General features: G+C 35.3%; 23 protein-coding genes. 7 read left to right on the top strand and 16 right to left on the bottom strand.

The window, feature by feature from the left end:
• Window positions 1–798: 798 nt before the first annotated feature.
• The 5 genes from GTK47_RS06905 to allS all read left to right on the top strand — a co-directional run bounded on the left by GTK47_RS06905 (window position 799) and on the right by allS (window position 5,562).
• A complete protein-coding gene (locus GTK47_RS06905; RefSeq protein WP_165122544.1) occupies window positions 799–1,461 on the top strand; it encodes a CDP-alcohol phosphatidyltransferase family protein in 663 nt (220 codons plus the stop codon).
• A 3-nt stretch (window positions 1,462–1,464) separates the two neighbouring features.
• Window positions 1,465–2,187, top strand: coding sequence for a lysophospholipid acyltransferase family protein (locus GTK47_RS06900; protein ID WP_165122543.1), 723 nt, complete (start codon window positions 1,465–1,467; stop codon window positions 2,185–2,187).
• Window positions 2,174–3,109, top strand: a complete 936-nt coding sequence (locus tag GTK47_RS06895) for a phosphatidate cytidylyltransferase (RefSeq protein WP_023582641.1) — start codon at window positions 2,174–2,176, stop codon at window positions 3,107–3,109. The genes GTK47_RS06900 and GTK47_RS06895 overlap by 14 nt, the downstream gene beginning before the upstream one ends.
• A 319-nt stretch (window positions 3,110–3,428) precedes the next feature.
• Window positions 3,429–4,250: a CPBP family intramembrane glutamic endopeptidase gene (locus GTK47_RS06890; protein WP_165122542.1), complete on the top strand. Its 822-nt coding sequence runs from the start codon at window positions 3,429–3,431 to the stop codon at window positions 4,248–4,250.
• A gap of 397 nt (window positions 4,251–4,647) precedes the next feature.
• A complete protein-coding gene (gene allS, locus GTK47_RS06885; RefSeq protein WP_036934748.1) occupies window positions 4,648–5,562 on the top strand; it encodes an HTH-type transcriptional activator AllS in 915 nt (304 codons plus the stop codon).
• A gap of 58 nt (window positions 5,563–5,620) precedes the next feature.
• On the opposite strand, the gene GTK47_RS06880 is transcribed toward allS, so the two are convergent.
• The 7 genes from GTK47_RS06880 to GTK47_RS06850 form a co-directional block, all read right to left on the bottom strand.
• Window positions 5,621–6,865: an MFS transporter gene (locus tag GTK47_RS06880; RefSeq protein WP_165122541.1), complete on the bottom strand. Its 1,245-nt coding sequence runs from the start codon at window positions 6,863–6,865 to the stop codon at window positions 5,621–5,623.
• A 25-nt stretch (window positions 6,866–6,890) separates the two neighbouring features.
• Window positions 6,891–7,796: a carbamate kinase gene (locus GTK47_RS06875; RefSeq protein ID WP_165122540.1), complete on the bottom strand. Its 906-nt coding sequence runs from the start codon at window positions 7,794–7,796 to the stop codon at window positions 6,891–6,893.
• A 47-nt stretch (window positions 7,797–7,843) separates the two neighbouring features.
• Window positions 7,844–8,671, bottom strand: a complete 828-nt coding sequence (locus GTK47_RS06870; protein WP_165122539.1) for a DUF2877 domain-containing protein — start codon at window positions 8,669–8,671, stop codon at window positions 7,844–7,846.
• Between the two features lie 42 nt (window positions 8,672–8,713).
• Window positions 8,714–9,979, bottom strand: coding sequence for a DUF1116 domain-containing protein (locus GTK47_RS06865; protein ID WP_151435924.1), 1,266 nt, complete (start codon window positions 9,977–9,979; stop codon window positions 8,714–8,716).
• Between the two features lie 12 nt (window positions 9,980–9,991).
• Window positions 9,992–11,659 carry an acyl-CoA synthetase FdrA gene (locus tag GTK47_RS06860; protein WP_165122538.1) on the bottom strand — a complete coding sequence of 556 codons (1,668 nt, stop codon included), beginning with the start codon at window positions 11,657–11,659 and terminating at the stop codon, window positions 9,992–9,994.
• Between the two features lie 546 nt (window positions 11,660–12,205).
• A complete protein-coding gene (locus GTK47_RS06855) occupies window positions 12,206–12,772 on the bottom strand; it encodes a YceI family protein (RefSeq protein ID WP_165122537.1) in 567 nt (188 codons plus the stop codon).
• A gap of 106 nt (window positions 12,773–12,878) precedes the next feature.
• Window positions 12,879–13,556: a hydrolase gene (locus tag GTK47_RS06850; RefSeq protein WP_165122536.1), complete on the bottom strand. Its 678-nt coding sequence runs from the start codon at window positions 13,554–13,556 to the stop codon at window positions 12,879–12,881.
• Window positions 13,557–13,837: 281 nt separating this feature from the next.
• On the opposite strand from GTK47_RS06850, the gene GTK47_RS06845 reads away from it, so the two are divergent.
• Window positions 13,838–14,710, top strand: coding sequence for a pirin family protein (locus GTK47_RS06845; protein ID WP_165126511.1), 873 nt, complete (start codon window positions 13,838–13,840; stop codon window positions 14,708–14,710).
• 73 nt (window positions 14,711–14,783) lie between these two features.
• On the opposite strand, the gene GTK47_RS06840 is transcribed toward GTK47_RS06845, so the two are convergent.
• Window positions 14,784–15,689: a LysR substrate-binding domain-containing protein gene (locus tag GTK47_RS06840; RefSeq protein WP_109401406.1), complete on the bottom strand. Its 906-nt coding sequence runs from the start codon at window positions 15,687–15,689 to the stop codon at window positions 14,784–14,786.
• A gap of 522 nt (window positions 15,690–16,211) precedes the next feature.
• Here GTK47_RS06840 and GTK47_RS06835 point away from each other — a divergent pair.
• Window positions 16,212–17,684 (top strand): anion permease, encoded by a 1,473-nt coding sequence (locus tag GTK47_RS06835; RefSeq protein WP_165122535.1) that lies wholly within the window; start codon window positions 16,212–16,214, stop codon window positions 17,682–17,684.
• Window positions 17,685–17,751: 67 nt separating this feature from the next.
• On the opposite strand, the gene GTK47_RS06830 is transcribed toward GTK47_RS06835, so the two are convergent.
• From GTK47_RS06830 to GTK47_RS06795, 8 genes are all read right to left on the bottom strand, one after another.
• The gene (locus GTK47_RS06830; protein WP_109401404.1) at window positions 17,752–18,054 is read right to left on the bottom strand and encodes a helix-turn-helix transcriptional regulator; all 303 of its coding nucleotides are present in this window, start codon (window positions 18,052–18,054) and stop codon (window positions 17,752–17,754) included.
• A 48-nt stretch (window positions 18,055–18,102) separates the two neighbouring features.
• Window positions 18,103–19,092 carry a fimbrial protein gene (locus tag GTK47_RS06825; protein WP_165122534.1) on the bottom strand — a complete coding sequence of 330 codons (990 nt, stop codon included), beginning with the start codon at window positions 19,090–19,092 and terminating at the stop codon, window positions 18,103–18,105.
• Window positions 19,073–19,366, bottom strand: coding sequence for a helix-turn-helix transcriptional regulator (locus tag GTK47_RS06820; protein WP_109395422.1), 294 nt, complete (start codon window positions 19,364–19,366; stop codon window positions 19,073–19,075). Before GTK47_RS06820 ends, GTK47_RS06825 begins: the two co-directional genes overlap by 20 nt.
• A 21-nt stretch (window positions 19,367–19,387) precedes the next feature.
• A complete protein-coding gene (locus GTK47_RS06815) occupies window positions 19,388–19,885 on the bottom strand; it encodes a fimbrial protein (RefSeq protein WP_109395423.1) in 498 nt (165 codons plus the stop codon).
• Between the two features lie 12 nt (window positions 19,886–19,897).
• A complete protein-coding gene (locus GTK47_RS06810; protein ID WP_165122533.1) occupies window positions 19,898–20,419 on the bottom strand; it encodes a fimbrial protein in 522 nt (173 codons plus the stop codon).
• Between the two features lie 86 nt (window positions 20,420–20,505).
• On the bottom strand, window positions 20,506–23,013 hold the full coding sequence (locus tag GTK47_RS06805) for a fimbria/pilus outer membrane usher protein (RefSeq protein ID WP_165122532.1): 2,508 nt from the start codon (window positions 23,011–23,013) through the stop codon (window positions 20,506–20,508).
• A gap of 24 nt (window positions 23,014–23,037) precedes the next feature.
• Window positions 23,038–23,706 carry a molecular chaperone gene (locus GTK47_RS06800; protein ID WP_165122531.1) on the bottom strand — a complete coding sequence of 223 codons (669 nt, stop codon included), beginning with the start codon at window positions 23,704–23,706 and terminating at the stop codon, window positions 23,038–23,040.
• 62 nt (window positions 23,707–23,768) lie between these two features.
• Window positions 23,769–24,293 carry a fimbrial protein gene (locus tag GTK47_RS06795; protein ID WP_075673279.1) on the bottom strand — a complete coding sequence of 175 codons (525 nt, stop codon included), beginning with the start codon at window positions 24,291–24,293 and terminating at the stop codon, window positions 23,769–23,771.
• Window positions 24,294–24,324: the final 31 nt, after the last annotated feature.

Below are 24,324 nucleotides of genomic sequence, written 5' to 3'. Positions count from 1 at the left end.
AACAATTAATACGTTAAACACCATTCTACGATAGAAAGGGCGGCAACTTATTTTGATGCCACCCTTTCATTAGTGTTCGTTTAATTTCAATTTAAAGCACTTGTATTTATTACTTTCATAATCGCTATTATTAATAACTATTATGATTGTTTTTTATTAATAATAGCAATATAAGAATAGATGAAGCTCTTCATTTGATATAAATCATTTTTTACTTATTATAAAGATGAATATTCTCATTTTTAATTTCTCATTTTCTTTATTCTTATTTCACGAAGAAAATTATTAATGATTAAAAAATAATACAAAAGAAATTCTTGTCTCTTTTTTTTATGCCCATTTAAAGACTGTTTATGCGTTTTGGTTTTTGATTTAAACAAAAAATTCTTTATAAGAATATTCTAATCGAAGTGTTTTAATTGCGATTATTTAAACAGTAAAATAAGAAATAATAATAAGTATTTCCCTTTATACTCCCTTTTACTTAAGAAATTTATTCTCTTTATAGTTTAAATAATGTAATACATTATTTATCATCCACACTCAAAAACACTCAAATAAAGAGCATCATTAAACGAGTTGATTGCATAGGTATAATTGACTACCCTTAGATAAGTATTAACACCTAGAAAAATAAATGATTATTAATGATTGATTTATAGTCTTAATATGAGCATAACAATAAGAAATTGAACAGCATATAAAAAATATAAGATAAACTTATACGTTTTTTCTTATTCTCACTTTGTGCAAATGCCCTTATGCTATACCCTCCTAACTCGCCTTTTACAAAGAAAAATGAACACTCAAGATAAAAATCGTCGTCCTATAAAAGCAAGGCAAACAAACTGGGCCACAAAGTGCAGTCGCTATTTACAACAAAAAGGGGCAACCCCTAATGGTATTTCTGTGTTTAGCATCGTATTTGCATTATTTGCGGGCTTATCACTCTTTTGTGCTCTCTTTTACACATCGGGATTATTACGCTCAATTTTATTGATCCTTGGAGCTATCATGATCCAAGGTCGCCTAATTTGTAATTTATTAGATGGTATGGTTGCCGTCGAAGGCGGCATGAAAAGCCCAGTAGGTGCTGTCTATAATGAATTACCTGACAGAATTGCCGATACTTTAATTATTCTAGGTGTCGGTTATGGGCTCTCCGCTGACTTTTCTATAGCCATTACGTTGAGCTGGGTGGGCGTTTTTTTTGCGGTAATGACCGCTTATGTTCGCGTATTAGGTGGCGCTTGTGGATTAGACCAACAATTTACAGGCCCAATGGCAAAACAACACCGCATGGCGCTATTAACTTCTGTTGCCGTTATTGCTGCATTTATTCCTAGTCTTTGGGGAATATGGCTCTTTTTTATTTCATTATGGATTATTATTTTAGGTTCAACGCTGACCACAATTTTCAGAACCCGTCGAATTTTACGGGATTTAGCACAAGGTGTCTGATTAATGAAAAATGGAAAACTTGCTTTAGATGCAAAAGTGGTATCATCCGTCTTAGTCTCTATTTGTCGATTCTTAACTGGTATTCGCGCTAAACAAACCTCCCCTATTGCGAAAGATACACCTTGTATTTATTACGCTAACCACTCTAGTCATCTTGATGGCTTAGTTATTTGGTCTTGTCTTTCGCCCAATATTCGCCCTTATGTTCATCCGGTTGCCGCTGAAGATTATTGGAATAAAAACCGCTTACGCCGTTATTTATCTCGTCGTATCTTTAGAGCTATTCTTATTCCTCGTCATGCTGCCAAAATGAATTTTCCACAAGAAGAAAATTCTTGCGAAGAGATCTTAGAACAACCCACTAATGACTCGGCATCATCGACACCAAATAAAATCAACGCACTTGCTCTGATGCAAGAAATTTTAGATCAAGGTGATTCTTTAATTATTTTTCCTGAAGGTACTCGAGGTAACGGTGAATCTATTCAAGATTTTAAAGCAGGTCTTTGGCATCTCTCTCGTAAAAATCCGAATGTGCAATTAGTCCCTATTTATCTGGAAAACTTAAATAGAGTCCTTCCTAAAGGTTCTCGCTTAGTTGTTCCTGTTATTTGCAGTGCGATTTTTGGTGCCCCAATTAGTTCCACCCATGAAAATGAAAGTAAACAAGAGTTTCTGATAAGAGCAAAAAGTGCGTTAGAGGAGCTACACAATGGAACGTATTAATAACGAAGTCCTCTGGATCTTTATCGGGCTCTTCTCTTTCTTAATTATCGCCAGCATTATTGGCGCGATTTTAGCCGCCATAAAAGGCCCAACCTCCACTATCACCAATCTTAATTCAAGGATCAACGCATGGTGGGTAATGTGTATTATCGCGGGTGTTGCCATAGGTATTGGGGCGATTGGATCTGTCGTCTTATTTACCATTATCTCGTGGCTTGCATTACGCGAACTGATCACCTTAACACCCACACATCGTGGCGATCATGAAGCACTCTTCTGGTGCTTCTTCGTTATATTACCTATTCAATACATTCTTGTTGGTGTGCAATGGTATAACTTAATGGCGGTATTTATCCCAGTTTACGCCTTCTTATTAATACCAACACGTATGGCACTTTCAGGTGACACTCGCCACTTCTTAGAACGTATGGCGAAAGTACAGTGGAGCGTGATGATAGCAATTTATTGCCTAAGTTATGCACCCGCACTTTTAATGCTACCAATAGAAGGTTTTGAAGGCCGTAATATCAATTTACTGCTCTTTTTAATGATAGTGGTGCAAGTTTCTGATGTACTTCAATATGTGTTTGGTAAATTATTTGGCAAACATCCTATCGTGCCTAAATTAAGCCCAAATAAAACAGTGGAAGGTTTTTTTGGTGGGATTATCTCCGCCAGCCTAATTGGCATGATGTTGTGGTGGGCAACACCTTTCTCATGGTGGGCAGCATTTTTACTCTCTTTGGTAATTACATTGGCAGGTTTTGCCGGTGGTTTATGCATGTCTGCAATCAAAAGAGACAGTGGTGTAAAAGATTTTGGTACGATGATCGAAGGTCATGGCGGCATGATGGATAGAATGGATTCTCTCTGCTTTGCAGCACCTATTTTCTTCCACGTTATTCGCTATTTTTACGTTTAGTTTTACTTTATTTAATCAAAGGTAAACTAGCTCAATGTAGACTCAAATGCCGATATTAAAACTATCGGCATTTTTATACACCCTATTTCGCTCATGCTAATTTAATATCATAAATTGACTATCATTATATAAACTAAACATTTGCTTTAAATTTAGATTAAAAATCAAAAATATGCATTTTGCATATAAATCAAATAATTAAACAAATACATGACGAATAAAGAGGTCTGATTTCTCTACTTTTTTATTTATAATGATAGCCTAGAAAGCTGCTATCTTTTACCCTAGCGCTCCTTTTTATTTTAGATCCTTTACAATTATGATCACTTGGCTACTTCTTGCTTTTTCTTTATTATTTTTGGGTTTCAATCGCCCCCTTGCGTTTATTACACTGATACTTACGACACTTAGCGCATTTATTACGGGTGTTATTACATGGCAAACCTTGCCAGTTATTTTTAGTATTCTCTTACTCACGTTCGCCTATTCTCGCTATAAAAAACAGCCTCTACTTAAAGCAATCATCATTCTCGCACTTGTCATTATTGCCAGTGGATTAACTTTTCACCTTATTCCTGGTTTTAACAATTTACGTTACCTTTCACATGCCATTATAGGGATGAAAAGTGCCCCTTTTTCTTTTTATTTCAATGCCGATAAAGCATTATTACCTTTTATTTTTCTGATTTTTATTCCTACACTTTTTGTCTGCGAGCCATTAAAAAAAGCAAACAAGCTACAGTGGGCAATACTAATTATTGCCATTCCAGCATTGTTATTGGTTGCAGTAAAACTGGGGGGATTAGCGATTGAATTGCATTTACCATCGTGGTTACCTGCATTTATTCTCGCAAACCTCTTTTTTGTATCACTTGCTGAAGAAGCATTATTTAGGGGGGTTATTCAGCAAACATTATCACGTTATCTTCCCCCTTATGTTGTGCTATTAATAGCAGCCATTATCTTTGGGTTAGCACATTTTGCAGGCGGGTTACTGTTAATTATATTTGCTTCACTGGCAGGTATTATTTATGGATTAGCTTGGATGTGGAGTGGTCGACTTTGGGTTTCAACCGCTTTTCACTTTACACTTAACTTGACTCACATTCTCTTCTTTACTTACCCATTTAAAATCGCGTGATCTCTATTTACTACCATTTAATTCTGGCCTAATTTTTATTCTGATCTTCACTCCCTTTTACTGATATCTTAACTTCGTCAGTAAAAGGATGAGTGAAACGTGAAAGCAATCACACAAATAGAATACAGATATTCTTATTTGCGCCCATCATCTAATGAAATTTTTGTTAGTATGCTTTATTGCTTATCTATAAATAATCAAAACTTCATACGGCGAACAACAATAAGCCAAAAATAATAACATCCATTAACACGATAAGAAGTTGTCTTACTTTGCGGTATAGACCTCAGAAAAAATAGGTAAGCTTTGCTCTGTTTGCTTTTTTTGCTTTTTTTGCTTTTTTTAGTTCAGCATTATCTGCTGATATTTTGCCTCTCTTATTACCAGGACAAAAGATATGTTAGACCAAGAAATGATCCGTACCTTTATACAGGTCGCCGATTGCCAAAGTTTTACCAAAGCAGCTGATGTGCTTCATAAAACATCAGCAGCAATTAGTTACCGCATCAAAACATTAGAAGAAAATATCGGTACCCAACTTTTTAATCGCACCACAAGAACCGTTACACTGACACCCGCAGGCGAATATCTATTAGAAAAATGTCGTCAATGGATTGTATGGTTAGAGTCAATGCCTGTGGAACTTCAGCAGATGAACGCGGGTGTCGAACATCAAGTCAACATTGTCATTAATAATCTGCTCTATGATCGCACCGCGGTTGCTAGTATGTTGGCTTGTCTTCATCAACGTTTTCCTTCTACCCAGTTTCATATTACTCGCCAAGTCTATATGGGTGTTTGGGATGCGCTTATTAACGAAGATTATCACTTTGCTATCGGCGTTACCGGTAATGAATCCCTTAAGAATAATATTAACATTTGTGCGATGGGCGAAATTCAATGGCAATTTGTTGTCGCGCCTAATCATCCTTTAGCCAATATCAGTGGTGTATTAAGTGATGACCAAATGCGTATGTATTCTGCTGTAAACGTCGAAGATACATCTCGTCATCTTTCTAAACGTACAGCATGGCGCTTATCGGGTCAGCATGAGATCCGTGTGCCTGATTTACACACCAAATTAGCCTGCCATTTAAAAGGTGTTGGAATAGGATTTTTGCCATTAAGTTTATGCAAACCACTTATTGATAGCGGACAGTTAATTGCGAAAGAAGTAAAAAATCGTCGTCATAACTCCCCTCTATCATTAGCATGGTGTGAAGATAAAAAAGGTGCTGTGGTAAGTTATTTAGTGGAGTTGTTTAAGCAAAATCACCCTAGTGTGCAATCGTTTTACGATCCTTTAAATTAAAAAGGCAAACCGAAGTTTGCCTTTTAACTATTTATTCAGTGACTATCTGAATAATGTACTACGCTTTTGCTTCTTCATTATTGTTGTTGCTTTCTTTAATAAAGAGGCTTGCCACAATACCGATACAAATCAGAATAGCTGCAAAGTAAAAACCTGAGTCCATGCTGCCTGTTTTGTCTGATAAGAAACCCGTTAATGTTGGAGCAAAAACAGAACCTAACATACCGATACAGTTATAAACACCAAACGATGTACCTAGTGCATGTCGTGGTGAGTTATCAGCAACTACAGCAACGAGTACTGGGTTTGTACTGATTTTACCCACAATACCGTAAAGGATCAGAGCACCGATTAACACAGGCATTGATTCTGACATTGGTACAGCAAGAATAGCGACTAATGACAGCGGTAACATGATCAGTAATACAGGTTTACGACGACCAATTTTATCTGAAACCCAGCTAAAAATAAGTGAACCAGGAATAGCAAACCACGGCATTAATGATGCGATAGTTGAAATTTGTGTTCCTGTAATTCCACGCTCAGTTTCTAAGTAGTACGGTAACCAAGTAACTAATACAAAGAAGCCATAGATTGAACAGAAGATAGTGACATATGCAAGGTTGATATTGCGATTGCCAAATAGATCTTTAAATGTCAGTTTAACTTTCTGTTTTGGAGCGCCATTTTCTGCTGCAGGTTGTGCTTTTGGCTTATCTTTGATGATCCATAACATCACCAAACCAATGATAATAATTGGCACACCAATGATATAGAACGGAGCACGCCAGCTCATTCCCATCTCACCGACAGAAATACTTGAGATGTAGTAACCAATAGACAGACCAAATGCCATACCACTATTGATAATCGCACTACCTAATGTAATACGATGCTTCGGTATTGCTTCTGAAGATAGACCATATTGAGGACCATAATAGAATCCTTGGAATACCCCTACCATGACCCATGCAAACATAAAGGTCACGTAAGTTGGCATCATCCCCGCAATAATGGTAAATCCACCAAAGAGAACAACCCCTGTGACTAATACTTTTTTCTTACCTAAATAGTCACCTATCATTCCTGATGGAATATTTAGTGCAGTATATCCGATAAAGAAAATACTCATGATGGAGCCAAGTTGAGCTTTAGACAGATCAAACTCAGCACCAATATTTACCATTAAAGGACCAACAATGGCACGGCTACCATACAGCGCAATCCAGCCAAAGAAGAAGATAATGGTCAGTTTGACCCAATACGGGACTTTGCCTTTCTCATTCACTTGTGCATCGTTCATAATGACGCTCCTGAAAGAATTTTTATTAAGACTTATAAATTAAAGTGCCAGACTGACCTTCAATAACTTGTTGAATATTTTGTAATGCACCAATATGAGCTTGCTGCCCTGTTGCATTAACAAAATCACTCACTGCCATAATTTTTGGTCCCATTGCGCCATCAGCGACAGCCATTGGTGCAAGTTCTTCTGGTGTTGCTTCACGAATTGCAGCTTGTTCTGGTGTACCCCAATTTTTATAAATAGCATCTGCCTCTGTTAAAATAACAAAGTGCTCTGCATTTAATTCACGAGAAATTAAAGCCGCCGTTAAATCTTTATCAATTACAGCTTCACTACCAATAAATTCATTATTTGAATTGTTGACTGGAATACCGCCACCGCCACCACAAATAACAATATGACCTTTATCTAATAAAAGTCTTACTGCCTCAATATCAATAATCTTTTTCGGTGTTGGTGATGGAACAACACGGCGATAATGTTTACCGTCTTGTTTAAATGTCCATTGATACTTCGCAATTAATTCTTCTTTATCAGCTTCATCATAAATAGGGCCAATAAATTTACTTGGATCGTTAAATGCTTCATCATTAATATCCACTGAAACTCGAGTCATTACCGTTGTAATAGCTTGTTCAGGATGATTTTGATTAATTTTCTGCATCATCATATAACCAATCATACCTTGACTTTCTGCTACTAAGATATCCAATGGATATGCAGGAACATCTTTATACGCAAGGTTTTGCAGTGCAAGTAATCCAACTTGAGGCCCATTACCGTGTACTAATACAACACGATACTCTTTGGCTAATTTATTAATTGTCTCTGACATCAATTCAATATTTTTATATTGATTTTCAGCAGACAAAACTTCTCCGCGTTGCAATAATGCATTTCCGCCTAAAGCAATAACAATTGTTTTCATAATTATCCGTATCCGAATGTTTATATAAATTCTTTTATTAAAAAAATTTAATCAATATGCTGTTGTTGTTTTTTAGCTTGGTAACCAATCCATAATCCCAGTAATGTATCCGCGCCGGAATGATGACCAATAGAGAGTATTTCCAACATATCCTTAAAAATAATCTCTTTATTCTTTATTTTTTTACCTAATTGAATGAGATAGGTAGAAAATATTCCCTGTGTGGCATATTCCAAATAATGCTTACTGACAATAGTGGTCAATTCAGATAAAGGCGGTGTGTTATTAAAAAAATGATTAAGTTTATTTTCTGGCTCTGCTAAATAATGTGCAAATAACATACCTACCAGCATATCATCTGAACTTGGCGTTAATCCGGGGCCTTTCCCTGTAAAAATAGCCCAGTTAACAGCATTGCCTAATAGCTGATTATGAAACAGCTTCATTAATAACTTAATTTCACTAAGTTGCGCGATTTGACGGTAATTTTTCAATGACCCATATAACCCCGTTGCAATCGCGGGTGATAACAGAGAAAAAAAACTTTCTAACCAACGCAAATCTAAATCCGCTTTATCTTGTAAATGCAAATTCTCACTTTGACCTGCATTCAATGTGAGTTTATTTGCAAGTGTTGCTTGATGATTTTTAAGGTTCATCACAATCGAGGGATGGCACTGTTTTGCAAAATAATCAAAATCATCTTGTTTCAGTAACCATCCCATCGGGCTTAATCCTCTTCCTTCACGATGAAAAGTTATTAAGCGTTGTTGAGGGCAAATGAAATTCAAAGCATGGTCATAAATGCCCACACATTTAATCTCACCTTCAAAGTCAGTGATATGCTGGCTGGTTTGAAGTGCTTGAATTTGCATAATGCCCCCTTTATTGCTGTACTTTGTCGTTAGGAAACGAAATTAAGCGTCGATGCCCAACTCTTCAGCAAGAGCAACAATCGCTTTTTCAAAGCAACCTAAAGGTGCGCGTACAGTACCTGCACCAATCTGACCAACTCCCGGCTCTTTATGTGCAATACCAGTGTTAATCAGTGGAGTGATCCCTGTTTCAACAACACGACGCGCATCTAAGCCTAAACATGCACCTTGGAAATCCCAAGTTGGAATTTGCAACATCATGTTACGAGCAAGGTAGATTTCAGCCATTTCTTCAGTCACTTCACGCGCTGCATCCATACCACCAGATGCACCTACAAAGCGTGTTACGCCTGGAGCCGCAACCATTGCTGCACCACCAATACCAAAGGTTTCAGTGATTGCACTGTCACCGATATCTGGGTTTGCATCTGCTTGGCTAAAGCCAGAGAAGAACAGACCTTGTGGTGTATTTACTGGAGCAGTAAACCATTGGTCACCCATTCCGCTGATTTTGATACCAAAGTTGCTACCATTACGTGTCATCACAGTGACGATAGTACCTTGCTTGATTTGAGCACCTGCATCCATCGCCGCTTTACAGTAAGCCATTGCTAAGTTCAGGAAGAATTGGTCTGTAATGCTCAGGAATTTAGTCACTTTTGTAATTTCAGCTTCTTCGAAATCTAAAGTGCCTAGTACTGGTGCCAGTTGACGCAGTAACAGTGCAGATGCAGCGATGTTACGTTGGTGGAATTCATCACCCATCGTAATTGCCTGCCCCATAATTGCAGTTAGATCGATACCGTTTTCAAACGTTGCAATTGCTGCTTTTAATACTGGTGCTAAGCTATTTTGCATCCAATGTAGACGCTCTTGCACATCTGGGCCGTAAGCACCAAAGCGCATTACTTTACCGATACCTTCATTCATGTTGCAGTAAGCGTAGTTACCATGAATGTGGTTTTTGATAACCAGCATTGGCATATGAGCAGAAGTAATACCGCCCATTGGGCCAACTGCATTTACGTTATGGCAAGGAATAAACTCAATTTCACCTGCTTCTAACATGGCTAATGCTTGTTCTTCAGTTTCTGCCCAGCCTTCAAATAAAGAAGCACCGATACATGCACCGCGAACAGGACCACTCATTTCCCCCCAAGTTACTGGTGGACCTGCGTGAAGTAGTTTTTTACCTGTCTCTAAAGTAGGAACAACTTCTTTTGCTAAGCTAACATCACACCAGTGAGGACGGGCTTCACGGATACGTTCGATAACTGCTTCATTCGCTTGTTCGATAGTTGAGTACATATCTGCAATTCCTTATTTCAATTTCTTTAATATTTCAGCCAGTTTCTTATTACCACCTGCGACAGGTGCCCACTGATAATGAACAACAGGGGTGCCACTTGATTGCAGATCGTCTGCAAAGCTACGTAATCCTGCGTTGATCACAGAGATCCCGTTAAGCAGTGGCGACACTTCAGCATGTGCTTCTGCTGGATGTGGCTGGATTAATTCTTTTGCTAATAAAACAGCTTCTGGCAACGTATCCATCACAATAATGCCCGCTTCTTTCAGCTGTTTTTGCTGTTCGCTACGGTTTTGTGGATCGTCTTCAGTGCCCGTGATAGTTGCGATAGTGATCAATGGATTGGCTTCGCCACGTTTCTCATTCAGTTTTTTGATTTCTTGAATTAACGCACCAGCTGGATCTTGAGTTGCACCATAACCAATAACAAAATCAACCAGTAACACGCCAGCTTCTGTTTTATTGCTTAGCTCACTGATAAATTTGTTACGTGTAGATGGGTCAATCATTGGGTGTGGTTTACCCTGTGTATAGAAGTCATCACCCATATCGATAATTTTGTGACCGTCTGCATCTAGCATCGTGCCTTGTTTATGTTCGTTATCGACTTCAATATTGAGTTTTTCAGATAACAACATGGCGCACTCAGCCGCTAACGTACCACCGGCATAAAGACCAATGATTTTCTTACCAGCAACTTTTGGTAACTCTGCAGCGATATCTTCAACACGTGCTAATTCAGCCGCAATACGTGCAGTTTCATCTAAAGTACGTGTGAAATAGATATTGTCGTCTTGGAATTTCTCAGGTGTTGCTCCTAAGAATTGAGCCACAATCGGTTTATTATGGCGTTTCATTTCTGCAATAATTTTTTGGCGAACAGCCGGTGCGGGAGGCTTAGAAACAAAGGCAATAACACGAGTATTAGGATCAGCCGCCAGCATATTGATAGCAGTGATTGCACTGATACCACCAATTTGCTCAGTTAAATCACGACCACCTAAACCAATTGCATGAGAAATGCCTTGGCGTTGTAAAACGATCTGAGAGGTAATTTCTTGAATACCTGTCCCTGATGCGCCAACAATACCAATTGAGCCTTTAGGTGCAATGTTAGCAAAAGCAAGAGGCGCACCTGCAATATTTGCCGTACCACAGTCAGGTCCCATAACAATCAGACCTTTTGCTGCTGCCTTTTCTTTTAAAGCTTTTTCATCTGCGATAGATACGTTGTCAGAGAACAACATAACGTTACAGCCATCTTCTAAACCCGTGTCTGCTAGCTCAGCAGCATATTCACCAGCAATAGAGATGAGTAGCATATTGGCATTAGTGCTTTTTTGTTTAGCGGTACGCCAGCTACGTACTGTCGTTAATTTGTTACCGCCTTTTTGACCACTTGCAATTTCTGCTAATGCTTCTTCTAACGCAGTAGAAATCATGTCAACAATAGCAGGATCATCTGATTCCGCTTTAATCGAAACACAAATGTCATTCGGTGTTGCTTCGTTAAACATGTCATGCCAGAAACCGGTGACATCGAGAAGAGATTTATTCGCTGGTGTACCCATCATGACGGAAATTTCTTCCACCTCTGGGGCTTCACTTAATTTTCGGGAAATAATCATCAGGCTTACTGAATCCTGAAAGCTCCCTTTTTTAATAAAAGCATGGATCATTATGATATCCTTAATGCATTTAATATATGTAACAGCACATATCTATTTGCATTTCGTTTTTTTGATAATAAGAAGCCTATTTGCTTAAATTATTAAGCAATATAAATAAATGTCTGATTTATTAATTTCTAATCTCTGCTTATAAACATACTGAAGAAATATCAAAATGTAGAGTGATAGAAGTCACACTTATTTATTGTAAAAAATTTTTATTTAATCGGATGATATTTATTAAATAAATTATGATGAGGAAAGTTTATTAATTCAGAGATAAAACCAAAAAAAGAAAAATGGAATTTAACGGATAACAAACAAACTAAGGGTGATAAAAATCATATAAAACAATAGGAAATAAAATAAAAGCAACAATTCGATAACATACAACAATAAATAATCATTATCAACAATTAAAAACAAATTCTCTTTTAACTCTATTTTTAGAGTTCAACACCTAACTTAAATTATATTTGTTATTATATAAAAACAGAAAGGCCTCATATTTAATAAGGCCTTTTCTATAAGATATAAAATAAAATATGACTTAATTTATTGCTTAATAGCTTCAACTTGAATTTTTAATGTCATATTATCCGCCATCCCTTCTTTGACCAAAAAATCCACCCCCCAATCTGAACGTTTAATGGTTGTTTCAAAATCACCACCACAGACTGGCGCATTAAACACAGGGCTTTCATAACAATTAAACTTGGTTGTTGTTAATTTAACTGGCAATGTTTTTCCTTTCATCGTTAATAGCCCTTCAATAGATGTGGGTTTATTATCTGAGAAATACCATTTTGTTGAAGAAAAGTGAATTGTTGGGTATTTATCTGCATCTAAGATATCTGCACTTTTCACATGATTATCAAATGCCGTTAATCCCGTATTTAGTGTTTTGACTGGAATAGAAACATTTATTTTTCCTATATTATTTTCTGGTGAGTATGTTAAATCACCTTCAATTTCATAAAAGCCACCACTGTTAGTTGAAGTTCCAAAATGATCAATATAAAACATTGCCTTAGTATGTGTTGGTTCCAGTTTATATTCATTAGCTTGTACTGCTGGCACAAGTAATAAGGAAGATAATATGGTAGATAAAATAAATTTCATTATAATTTCCTAATCTATTTTTTATAAAATAAAGCCCATAAAGAAAATACTTTATAGGCATTTTTAAACACAAATAATATAAAGTACAAAGAGAGTTGAGAATTAATTAACGCTGAGAATCTAATATCTCGTTATTTTTTAATACATCTTGAGCTTTGCTATAACTTTCAATTAATAATTGATAAGCAGGGAAAATCTGAGTGTACGCTTGCGCCCATTCTGCTGCATCAGCACGGTTCCATGTTTTTTGAATTTCAGAAGCAACCGCAGCAGTATCCATCGGTACTACACCCGCTTGGACGATGCGAGCTAAGGTAATTTCTTCCGCCATTTTGCTGTAAGTGCCTGATGCATCAATCACTGCAAAGACTTGATAACCCTCAGCAACAGCACTAATTGCAGGGAATGCCATACATACACTCGTAATAGTACCCGCAATAATTAATTGCTTTTTGCCTGTTGCTTTAACGGCTTCAACAAACTCAGGATTATCCCACGCATTAATTTCACCTTTACGTGCAACATATTTTGCATGAGGTGCATTTTGATGAATTTCAGGAATTAATGGGCCATTAGGGCCTTGCGGCACAGAAGCCGTTGTAATAACAGGCATGTTAGCTAATGTTGCCATTTTTGCTAATACTGAAGCTCGTGCTCGTAATTCAGTCATTGGCATATCACCCACAGTTTGGAATAAACCACTTTGGTGATCGATTAATAACATAACCGCATCTTCTGGATTAATAACAGGACGTTGTCCATTAAAATTTGCTGGAGCACTCATTCATCTATTCCTTTTAATTAATAAATATTGATTATTAACTGAGTTAAGGAGAAATATTAAAAGATGATATCTTTATATCGTTTCCCCCTCGTTGTAATAAACAATAGTCAATTAATTAAAATATCGGTAGAGTCAATTATGATAAACACTATTCCAAAAATAGAACACTGAAACATATTGTTATTGTTCTATATTCAGAATAATGAAATCTATATTTAATACTACTTAAATATATTAATCACTTTAAAATACACCTATAGAAATTTTATAGGAACATTATGATGAAAAAGATTATTGGTATTTATAAAGCACCTCGTCAACATTGGGTTGGTGATGGCTTTCATGTTCGTTCACTCTTTAGTTATAGCAACCATGGTAAATATTTAAATCCATTTTTACTATTAGACCGAGCTGGGCCTACTGATTTTCCTGCATCTCAAGGCCATAACAGAGGTGTCGGGGAACACCCTCATCGAGGATTTGAAACGGTCACTATCGTTTATAAAGGTGAAGTTGCACATCATGATTCAACGGGTGAAGGCGGTGTTATTGGTCCCGGAGATGTCCAATGGATGACTGCGGCATCGGGTATTTTGCATCAAGAATACCATTCTGATGCTTTTACCAAAGAAGGTGGTGTATTAGATATGGTGCAATTATGGGTTAATCTCCCATCAGATGCCAAATCAGCACCTGCTGGTTATCAATTACTGAAAGAAAGTGCGATCCCTGTATTGCCTTTATCTGATAATGCAGGGCAGCTTCGCGTTATTGCAGGGCATTATCACGATACGAAAGGCGCAGCAAAAACCTTTTCGCCTGTTGATGTATGGGATATTCAATTAAAGAGTGCAAAATCGACCACATTACTAACGAAAAAAGATCGTTATGTTGGTTTAGTGGTTTTACATGGCAGTGTTTATCTTGATAATCAAACCCAATTACAAACTGGCGATTTGGTTATTTTAGATAATGAAGGAGGCTCTGTTAATCTTGAAGCCATTGAAGATGCTGTTATCTTATATCTCAGTGGTGAGCCTATTAATGAACCTGTTGTAGGTTATGGCCCTTTTGTAATGAATAGCGAAGCACAAATCAGACAAGCCATTGATGATTTTAACCAAGGTAAATTTGGTCGTATACCTAACGAATAACGTTTTTATTTTATACAAAAACAATGAAATCAAACGGCTCCCTATTCTATTCGGAGCCGTTTTTATATCAATTTTACTCTTTCATTGGTGACATATTATCAGCAAGGTATTCCAACAAGACTTGGATTGCAGGTAATAGCCCTTTTCTTGATGGATAAACAGCATGAACCACATCTTTAGGAAAACGCCAAGATGGCAATACCTCAATTAACTTGCCATCTTGTAACTCTTTTTCAACCACACTCAAGGGCAATCTTGTTATTCCCAATCCCTTTAATGTTGCTTTATAAAGAGTCAAAACATCGGTTGTGGCTAATTTAGGCGTAACATGTTGTGTAGAAACCGCACCATCTTCATGAGTGAGTGTGAGTGTATAATGCTGGGAATGTTCGCTATTTGCCAAAATGGGATAATCTGTAAGTTGTTCGGGGGAATTTGGGATCTCTCTCCCTTGAAATAACAATGGGCTAGCAACTAATACTCGCCGAGAATAACCTAGAATTTTCATTGTTAAACCTGAATCATCTAGCGGCAATGCTCTGACTCGTAATGCAAGATCAAGGCCTTCACTAATCACATCAACTGGGCGATTAATAGCTAATATCTGAATATTAATATCCGGATATTTTTCCATAAAATCGACCAAAATATCTTGAATATATATTTGTAATAATGCGACAGGACATGAGAGTTTAATTGTGCCATGAGGATGCCCTTGTGCTGAACAAATAACCTCTTCCGCAATCTCAGCTTCTGCAACCACATTTTTACATTGTTGATAAAAAGTTTGCCCAATTTTGGTGACATGAAATTGTCGCGTAGAACGATATATTAAAGAAACATTGAGCTTTTGTTCTAAATCAGCAATACGGCGACTCAGCTTAGATTTAGGTATTCCTAATGTTTCAGCCGCTTGAGAGAAACCACCAAACTCAACGACTTTCACAAAATAGTAGAGGTCATTTAAATCATACTTCATTGTGTATCACCCATTAGGTTATTTTACATATTAAGCTGAATTGTTTCAGTTATTGATGTTATGGAGAAAATAATTGTAATTACTATTTTCCATTATTCAACTTTTGTTAATAACATTATAATCACATAGGTTAATAAAATAAAGGCGATCTAAAATAATATCATAATTCAAAAAAAACCAATTAAATTAATATTACAAATGTGACATTGAATTAATTCACATACCATAATTTAATTTTATTACCACCTATCACTGAAATTTGTTTTTATTATTAAACTTTGATTGATTTAGTAAAATTTATTATAAAACATAAAGATAGATAATCACTTTGCATATTAATAACATCAAGTTACATAAAAAAACTTATTTTAAAAACAAGTTAATAAATAATTTTATTTTTATGACATTAATCAATGAATATTTAATAATATGTTAATAAGATCATCTTTAATAAAAATACTTATTAGTTTTACTTTTTACTTCCGATTATTTATTTAACCTGCAACCTAATGGAATAACCTAATGAACGAATTAACTCCATTACGACCCATACCTACATTAATCGCCGTTTCTATTACCCTTATTATCTGGTTTTTTATTCCCGTACCTGAAGGTGTTGACCCCAATGCTTGGCATTTATTAGCGCTCTTTGTCGGGACTATCGCCGCCATTATTGGTAAAGCACTCCCTATCGGTGCCGTTTCTATTATTGCTATCGCATTAGTCGCTGTTACTGGTGTTACTAATCCTAATTCAACCAAAGCTGCTATCGGTGATGCATTAAGTGGATTTTCCAATGACCTTATCTGGTTAATTGGTATTTCCATTATGGTATCAATGAGTCTAAACAAGACCGGACTCGGTGCTCGAATTGGTTATTATTTTATTTCACTATTTGGCAAAAAAACCATTGGAATAGCCTATTCATTGGCTATTGCTGAAACAATATTAGCCCCAGTAACACCAAGTAATACCGCCCGTGGTGGTGGAATTATTCACCCGATTATGCGTTCAATATCAGACAGTTTTAACTCTAAATCAGAAGATGGCACAAGTGGTAAAATAGGTCGTTATCTCTCTTTGGTGAACTACAATATAAATCCTATTACTTCTGCCATGTTTATTACAGCAACGGCTCCCAACCCACTCATTGTCAGTTTAATTATTAGTGAAACAGATCCCACACATGAGCTTAGTTGGTCGATGTGGGCAATTGCGGCTTTTGTACCCGCTATCGTTTCATTAATTTTAATGCCTATTGTTATCTATCTACTTTATAAACCTGAAATAACTAGCACCCCAAATGCACCTCATTTCGCTAAAGAGCGTTTAGCACAACTAGGGCCTATTTCATTACCTGAAAAAATAACGCTTGCCGTCTTCGCCTTATTATTAATTATGTGGGCTGGTATTCCTGCATTGTTATTTGGTGATGGATTTAGCGTCAATGCAACAACAGCGGCATTTATTGGCCTGTCGATTTTATTATGTACTGGTGTTTTAAATTGGGATGATATTTTAAAAAACAAAGGTGCATGGGATACTGTTGTTTGGTTCTCTGCTCTAGTAATGATGGCATCCTTTTTAGGAAAATTAGGATTAATTAAATGGTTGTCACTCAGTGTAGGGGCAAGTATTGATAGTATGGGAATAAGTTGGGTCAGTGGCATGATATTACTGGTGCTAATTTATGTTTATTCTCACTATTTCTTTGCCAGTACTACCGCCCATATTACCGCGATGTTTGCTGCGTTCTATGCCGCTGGTTTAGCACTAGGCGCACCACCTATGTTATTAGGGCTTATTTTAGCATTCTCATCTTCATTAATGATGTCATTAACCCATTATGGTACAGGTACTGCTCCCATTATTTTTGGTTCAGGTTACGCCACATTGGGCGAATGGTGGAAAACAGGATTCGTGATGAGTGTAGTTAACCTTATCGTTTGGATAACCCTTGGTAGCATATGGTGGAAAGTACTGGGATATTGGTAAGGTTTAAAAATAGCCTTAAATAAAACAAATACAAGATGCCTAGCTTATTGTTAGGCATCTTATAAAGTTAACGCCAGATATCGTTACTTACAATAATTGACTCTGATTGATAATGACTTTTTTTATTCTCTATTTTGTCTTTCTCAACGGTATGTTGAACGCCATCAAAAAAGTAATTTAAATCGACATCAAAAAGATAGGATAATATATAAATACTTTCTGCATGGATGTTTGACTCACCATTTTCAAAACGAGATTGATGTTGCTGGCTTATTCCCAATAAAGCACCAAACTCACTGCCACTCATACTGTGTGTTATTCTTAATTCTCTAATTTTAGCGCCAACTAATCTTGATATTTTTTTATTCATAACATCTCCAAAAAATAAAATTGATAATATCAAAAACACACTCATTAATTATTCATACAAAATATTTACCGTAGCAATTGAGTTAGCACTTCCTGGTGTTATAGTGCTTCCTGTTTTTATATAGCGCGCTTTCCAACCAAAAATATAATCGCCAGATGCAACCTGATTTTGTAAACTATTTTTAGTATTTAATTTAATAGGATTATTATTTTTATCTAATAACTGAATTCCAATTCCTGTTGCTGAATTTGCACCCGATAATTTTAACTTACCTGTATTTACATCAATATATCCAGCACTACTCGTTACAGTAGCTTTAATATTAGTTCCCGCAGCACAACTTAGCGTAATAGGAATATCAATATTTTTACTTACATCGCCAATATTTTTAAATTGGGTATCATACCAAGTGCCCATATTAACATTATAACTCGATGATTTAGTTGAACATTTTAAAGAGTTTATTCTTATTGCATTTAACGGTAGAAATAACGATGTTAAGTTCCAAGTAGTATTGCGAGGCGCAGTATTATTCTGTACAGCTTTTGCAACCTCTCCCAATTTTAAGCTTCCAGACTGTGTTACTTGGCCTGTTTTTATTATTCTGACAGTCCAAAAAGGGTCGAGAAATATATATTTATTAGTAGTCTCTATTGCCCCTCCATTCTCAGACCATGTTGTATTTAATGCCCCCATTCTATTAAAATAGATCTGTATTCCAATGCCTGGAATATTTGTCTGCGCTATCTTGCTTGCATTGGGTATCCACCCATTTGTATAACTTGCTGAAACTACAGCATTACCACATTTTCCATCATTCCCTGAATAAGTCGTTATGGGCCCAGTTCTATAACTAACTGTAAATTGTTCTAATAACCCAGTTCTCATATCATCATATTGAAGTGTATACACTTTATTCGGTATATTAACTCGAATATTTTTTAAATTCGGGTTTTGAATACAAGCAGAAAAAGTATATGTGGAATAAAATAAAACCCCACTTAATAAAAAAATAGACTTAGTGCTTACATGGCGCATTTTTATCTCCTAACTTATCTATTATTTTAGTTTTCATCTCTTTTTGTTCTTCTTCATCTAAAATAAAAAATTGGCTTAAACAAATATCAAAAGCACGAGCATATTGATAAAGTCTATCCAAACTAACTCTATTAATACCTCGTTCATATCTTGATTGCTGTTGTTGACTGATACCAATTATTTCCGCCAGCTCACTTAAAGTGTACCCATTCATAACTCTATAATAAGCTATTTTTTTTCCAATCATTTTTGAGGCGGGATAAATATGACTCATTTTTATTTCCTTTATTATTCGTTAATTATAAAGAAGTGTAAGTTCAAGATGACTTTTAAATGAACCCACAGTGATATTACTTCCATAACCTATAATTCTTGCCGATAAAGGAAATTCAGCATTGTGTGTCTGCTGATTAATGTTCACTATTAATTTTTCATTATTTTTTATAATATTTTTATTTAATTGAGTTGCGATATTTAATGCCGTGTTTTTTGCTGTACCACTATTAATAAAATATTCTGGATAATTAGGATCAACAGTTCCTTTTAAGGTCATTGTGACTTTATTCGTTGTTATTGGGCAATTTTTTAACCTTATAGAAAAATCAACCCAATCTGATTTTTGATTATTTTTAATATTTCTAATATTTATTTTGTTAAGATCAATTAAATAATTTTTTGTTTCTAATTCACAAGGTGATGCAATCACAGAGCCATAAACATTAATATTAACAACACTTGCCACTGCAAAAGGAGAACATAAAAATAATAGGGATAATGGTATGATTTTATACATAATATTCTGCCTCTACCTATAGACTATGGTTGCTGTAATTTTTGCAGATACCGTACCTGGAGTGGCATTTCCAAGCTTACTAAATGCCCGTGTTCTTAAAGGAATATTCACTGATGACTGACCATTAACCGCGATATACAGTGATTTTTGATTACCTAATGGTATTAATCCATTACTATTTTGATTCTGCAATTGCACAGCAATATTCTTTGCAGTTCCTTCATTTTTATATAAATTATCGACATCAGCATTATCTGGTATACCGGTAAATGTTAGCTTTACTTGATTTATTGTGGGTGAACAATCAATTAATTTAATCGTGAAATTATTCCACACCGAACTCGAATTTGTTGTCTTAAATAAATTTGCAGGCATTTCTTTTAAATCAATATTAATATTACTTCCTCCAGAAATATTACAAGTTGCTGCTCTAATATTTCCAGAAAAATTAACAGTAACCTTATTCCCAGCGAGTAAAGGAAAACTTATTATTACACTGGTTATTAAAATAAAAAATTTTATTAATATAGTCATTTCACTTTCCTACGCGTAGCAAATATCGACAGCTATAAAAGAAATAACTGGGTTTAATATATTAAATTTAATGTTATTTAAATTTACTACTGACAAGTCACAGTGATTTTATAGAGCCCTAAATAATCAAGAACACCTGATAAATCATAATTTACATGACATGTTTCATTGTTGTATTTAATAGTTAAGTTTCCGCGTTGTTCTAACCCCGATAAATAAACCTCTCCATCATTACCAACAATACTATTCAATTGGCTGTTATCTTTAAAAATAACTTGAGCACCAAATGGAACTGGTTTTTTATTTGCAAGATTAACCGTCATCAATACGCGATAACCCACATTAGCAGAAAAATCAGCTTTGACTAAAGCACCTCGACTAGGTGAAATCGTTTGGCTAGTCAATTCTATTTCTGTATTTTCAGGCAGCATTAATGTATCGATTTCTAAGGTATTCTTGCGATACGGTGTAACATAAGGTACTAATGCATAACCCATACTATTAGTTTTGACACCCGCTTGGTTTAGTATCGCAACATCACCTGCATTAGGAATATCAACAATTGCAGACGTTTCACCCAGTTGTTGTCCAAGGACTATTCCTCCAGAGTGAGCAACTACGCTACCATTGACCCCATAATAAAGATTATGGTTGTCTTTGCTATAACTATATCCCCCCGTAATATCACCTAGTTGACCTTTATAGGATGCATTGATATTTCCAGAAGATCCTTGATCTTGATTGGTAAATCCTTGCTGTGCGCTCCAATTTAATCGATTATTTAGCTGAGATGCAGAAATTCCGACACTTCCTGTACTTGCATTATTACTACTACTATTTGTATTAAAGTTATAATAGAAAGTATCGTCAAAAACACTAAAAGGCACACTCACCGAAAATGCAAATAAATGTTCGTTTTCACTTTGTGTTTTCTCGCCTGAAATATAAGAGTAACGATTTGTATTCTTATTATAAGTATAATTCATTCCATAGCTGATCCCTTGCCAACTATTGTTATAACCTAACGTAGCAGACTGTGTCTTTTTATTACTATTCCAATAATCTTCTTTTATATAGCCAATTGCTAAAGAACCATTTCCTTCACCTAGATTTTGGTTAATCGTAATTTCAGCACGATTACGACGACGTTCAACTTCAGGAATATAATTAGTACGTCGGAAACTATCAAAGACTTCTGATAAGCTATAAAAGCCGTTTGTAGAATAACGATAACCTGCTAATGCTATATTAGTTCCTATATTATTCAGATTTTTATTATATCTAAAACGATAAGATTGACCTTGTTGCTTAGTACCATTATTAAAGGTTGAGTTTGCATGTGTGATATCGACAGAGATTGCACCAAAAACACCTAAATTTTTTCCTGCACCTAAAGAATAAGATTGATAGTCTTGGCTTAATTGGCTACCACCATAAGTTGTCACTCCATAAGGTAGGCCATAAATTAATGTAAATTGCCCAAACTTAGTTTTATCCACATTCTTATCATAAGAGCGATATTCACCTCCCGTCACACTATAAGATAAATAGCCTTCACGCTGCAAAACAGGCAAAGAAGCAAATGGTACGATTTGATGCTGTTCACTCCCATTAGATTCTTTTATTGTGACGTATAAATCCCCACTACTCCCAGTGGGATATAAGTCATTAATCTCAAAAGGCCCTGCGGCGACTTCTGTCTGATAAATAATATATCCATTTTGCTTAATAGTAATTTGGGCATTACTGCGCGCAATACCTCTAATAACGGGAGCATAACCTCTTAGACTTTCAGGATACATATCATCATCTGTTGATAATTGAGCACCTCTAAATGGCACACTATCAAAAATAGCAGACGGAGAAACACCATCACCTAACATTAATTGGCTTTTTATCTTATTTATATTACGCGATAAATAAGTATAAACAGTATTCCACTTTCCTGATTGATTATCTGAATTTGACCATGTGGTATAATTACGCAATCGCCACGGTCCAAAATTCAACCCAGGTCTTAAATTTATATAATGAGATGTTTCACTTGAATTATTATCTTTACGATCGTAATTTTTCGATCCACTGTAACTATAATTAAGCAATAGTGCAGTGATACCATTATCTATCTTATTTAAATCTATATACCCTCGCGGATACTTAGATAAAGCAATTTGAGGAATACTCAGATATAATCTTTGAGAATCAAACTCTAATTCACTTTTAGCATCAGGTATCGCAGATAAATTTACACAGCTATCAGTCATTGTGTATAGCTTTGGGTAATCCTTTGTTTTAACACCAAAATCATTAAGATCATCAATTGATAAACATGGAACAAGCTGATTATTTTTATTTTTTTCAAATCTAATATTTTTAGTTAGGATCAAGTTAGTATTTACATAGATATCAACGTAATAATTTCCCGCTAATTGCTGGTTATTTTCGAAAGGAGATAAATCGATGATCTCTTTATCCGATGACTCAAGGAAATCAGGATCAAAATAAATATTATCTGATTTGTCGTTTTCCGCATATGATAAAGCCGTATAGCCCAAATATAAAATTAGGCTAATACATATTTTGCTAATTTTCATATTAAAACCTAAATTTATAATTTATTATATTTTAACTTCTGATAAATTTACGCTAGCACCATAGTCATTAATAACTTCCCAGTTTATCGTGCCATGTTCATTATCATCATTTATATCAAATGATTTTGTTGAAAAAGGTTCAACATAAGAGACATCATTTACTGATTTCCCATTAAAATTAATCATCTGAAAATTAAAATAATAGGGTGTTGGATTATTCACACTGATTTTATTTCCAACTTTTGACCATCTTAATTTTTTCTGCTCTTCCTCAAAATTTACCTTTTTTAAATTTTCAGGTCGATAAATTAATTTCATTTGAGTCTTAAAAGCAATCTGCAATGAATTTTCTGTTTTTTCTGTAGCAGGTATTGTTTTTATATTTAGCCAAAATAGAGACTCTTTATCACTAGGTAAATTCCCTTCAGTTAAAAAAATCCTCAGCATATTCGCCTTATCTGGATTTAACCTAAATAAAGGTGGAGTAATGGTAAATTTTGACTGTTTATTTTCATTAACATCATCTATCCAAGACTGGATTAAATAGGGAATTTCATCTGGATTTTCAACATTAATACTAACGTTTTTATTCCCTTCTGTATAAATAACTCTAGTTCCGCCAATAATAACGCCAGCAGAAGATTGATTAATAAAAAAAAGAATAGAAATTAAAAAGACAATAATAGACTTCATATTATCACCATTGTATTTTTTATAATAAGGTTCAAGTCCTTTTAAACCTTATTTAATCTTATTTAGTTATAGTTAATAGTAAATGTTGCATTACCATTTGCTAAACCCGCAGTAACAGAATCTGTTTTAGCAATATAACGAGCTCTAAAATCTAAATTATTTTCAATATTTTCTTTTAATGGATAGGCTTTAGATGCTGTAAATAAAGGTACTACAACATTCGCATCATCCGTAATTTGAATACCCACTCCAGTTGCTACACCCGACTCTTTTTTCAGGGCAATAACACTGTCATCACCTACATATGAATCTGCGTCAAATTTAACAGATGCTGTGGTCACTGTTTTAGGGCAATTAATTAATTTAATTGTGAATTTTGTCGCTGCGGCAGTACTTCCTGTACTTGGTAATGCTTTTTTAGAGACAGTACCTAAATTAACTTTTAAAGCATCAGAACCCGCTGCTAATTCACATGCGTTATCTATAATTTCCCCTGTAAAATCAATAGTACCATCCGCTGCTAATGCATTATTAGTGACAAAGATAGTCGCTGCAGCAATTAATGTTGCAAGTAAGTTTTTTCTCATTTTTTTCTCCGATTAATTTTTATTAATAAAA

Source organism: Proteus sp. ZN5 (genome assembly GCF_011046025.1).
In the GTDB taxonomy this organism is placed as follows: Bacteria; Pseudomonadota; Gammaproteobacteria; order Enterobacterales; family Enterobacteriaceae; genus Proteus.
This window is presented reverse-complemented; position numbering and strand designations above follow the sequence as displayed.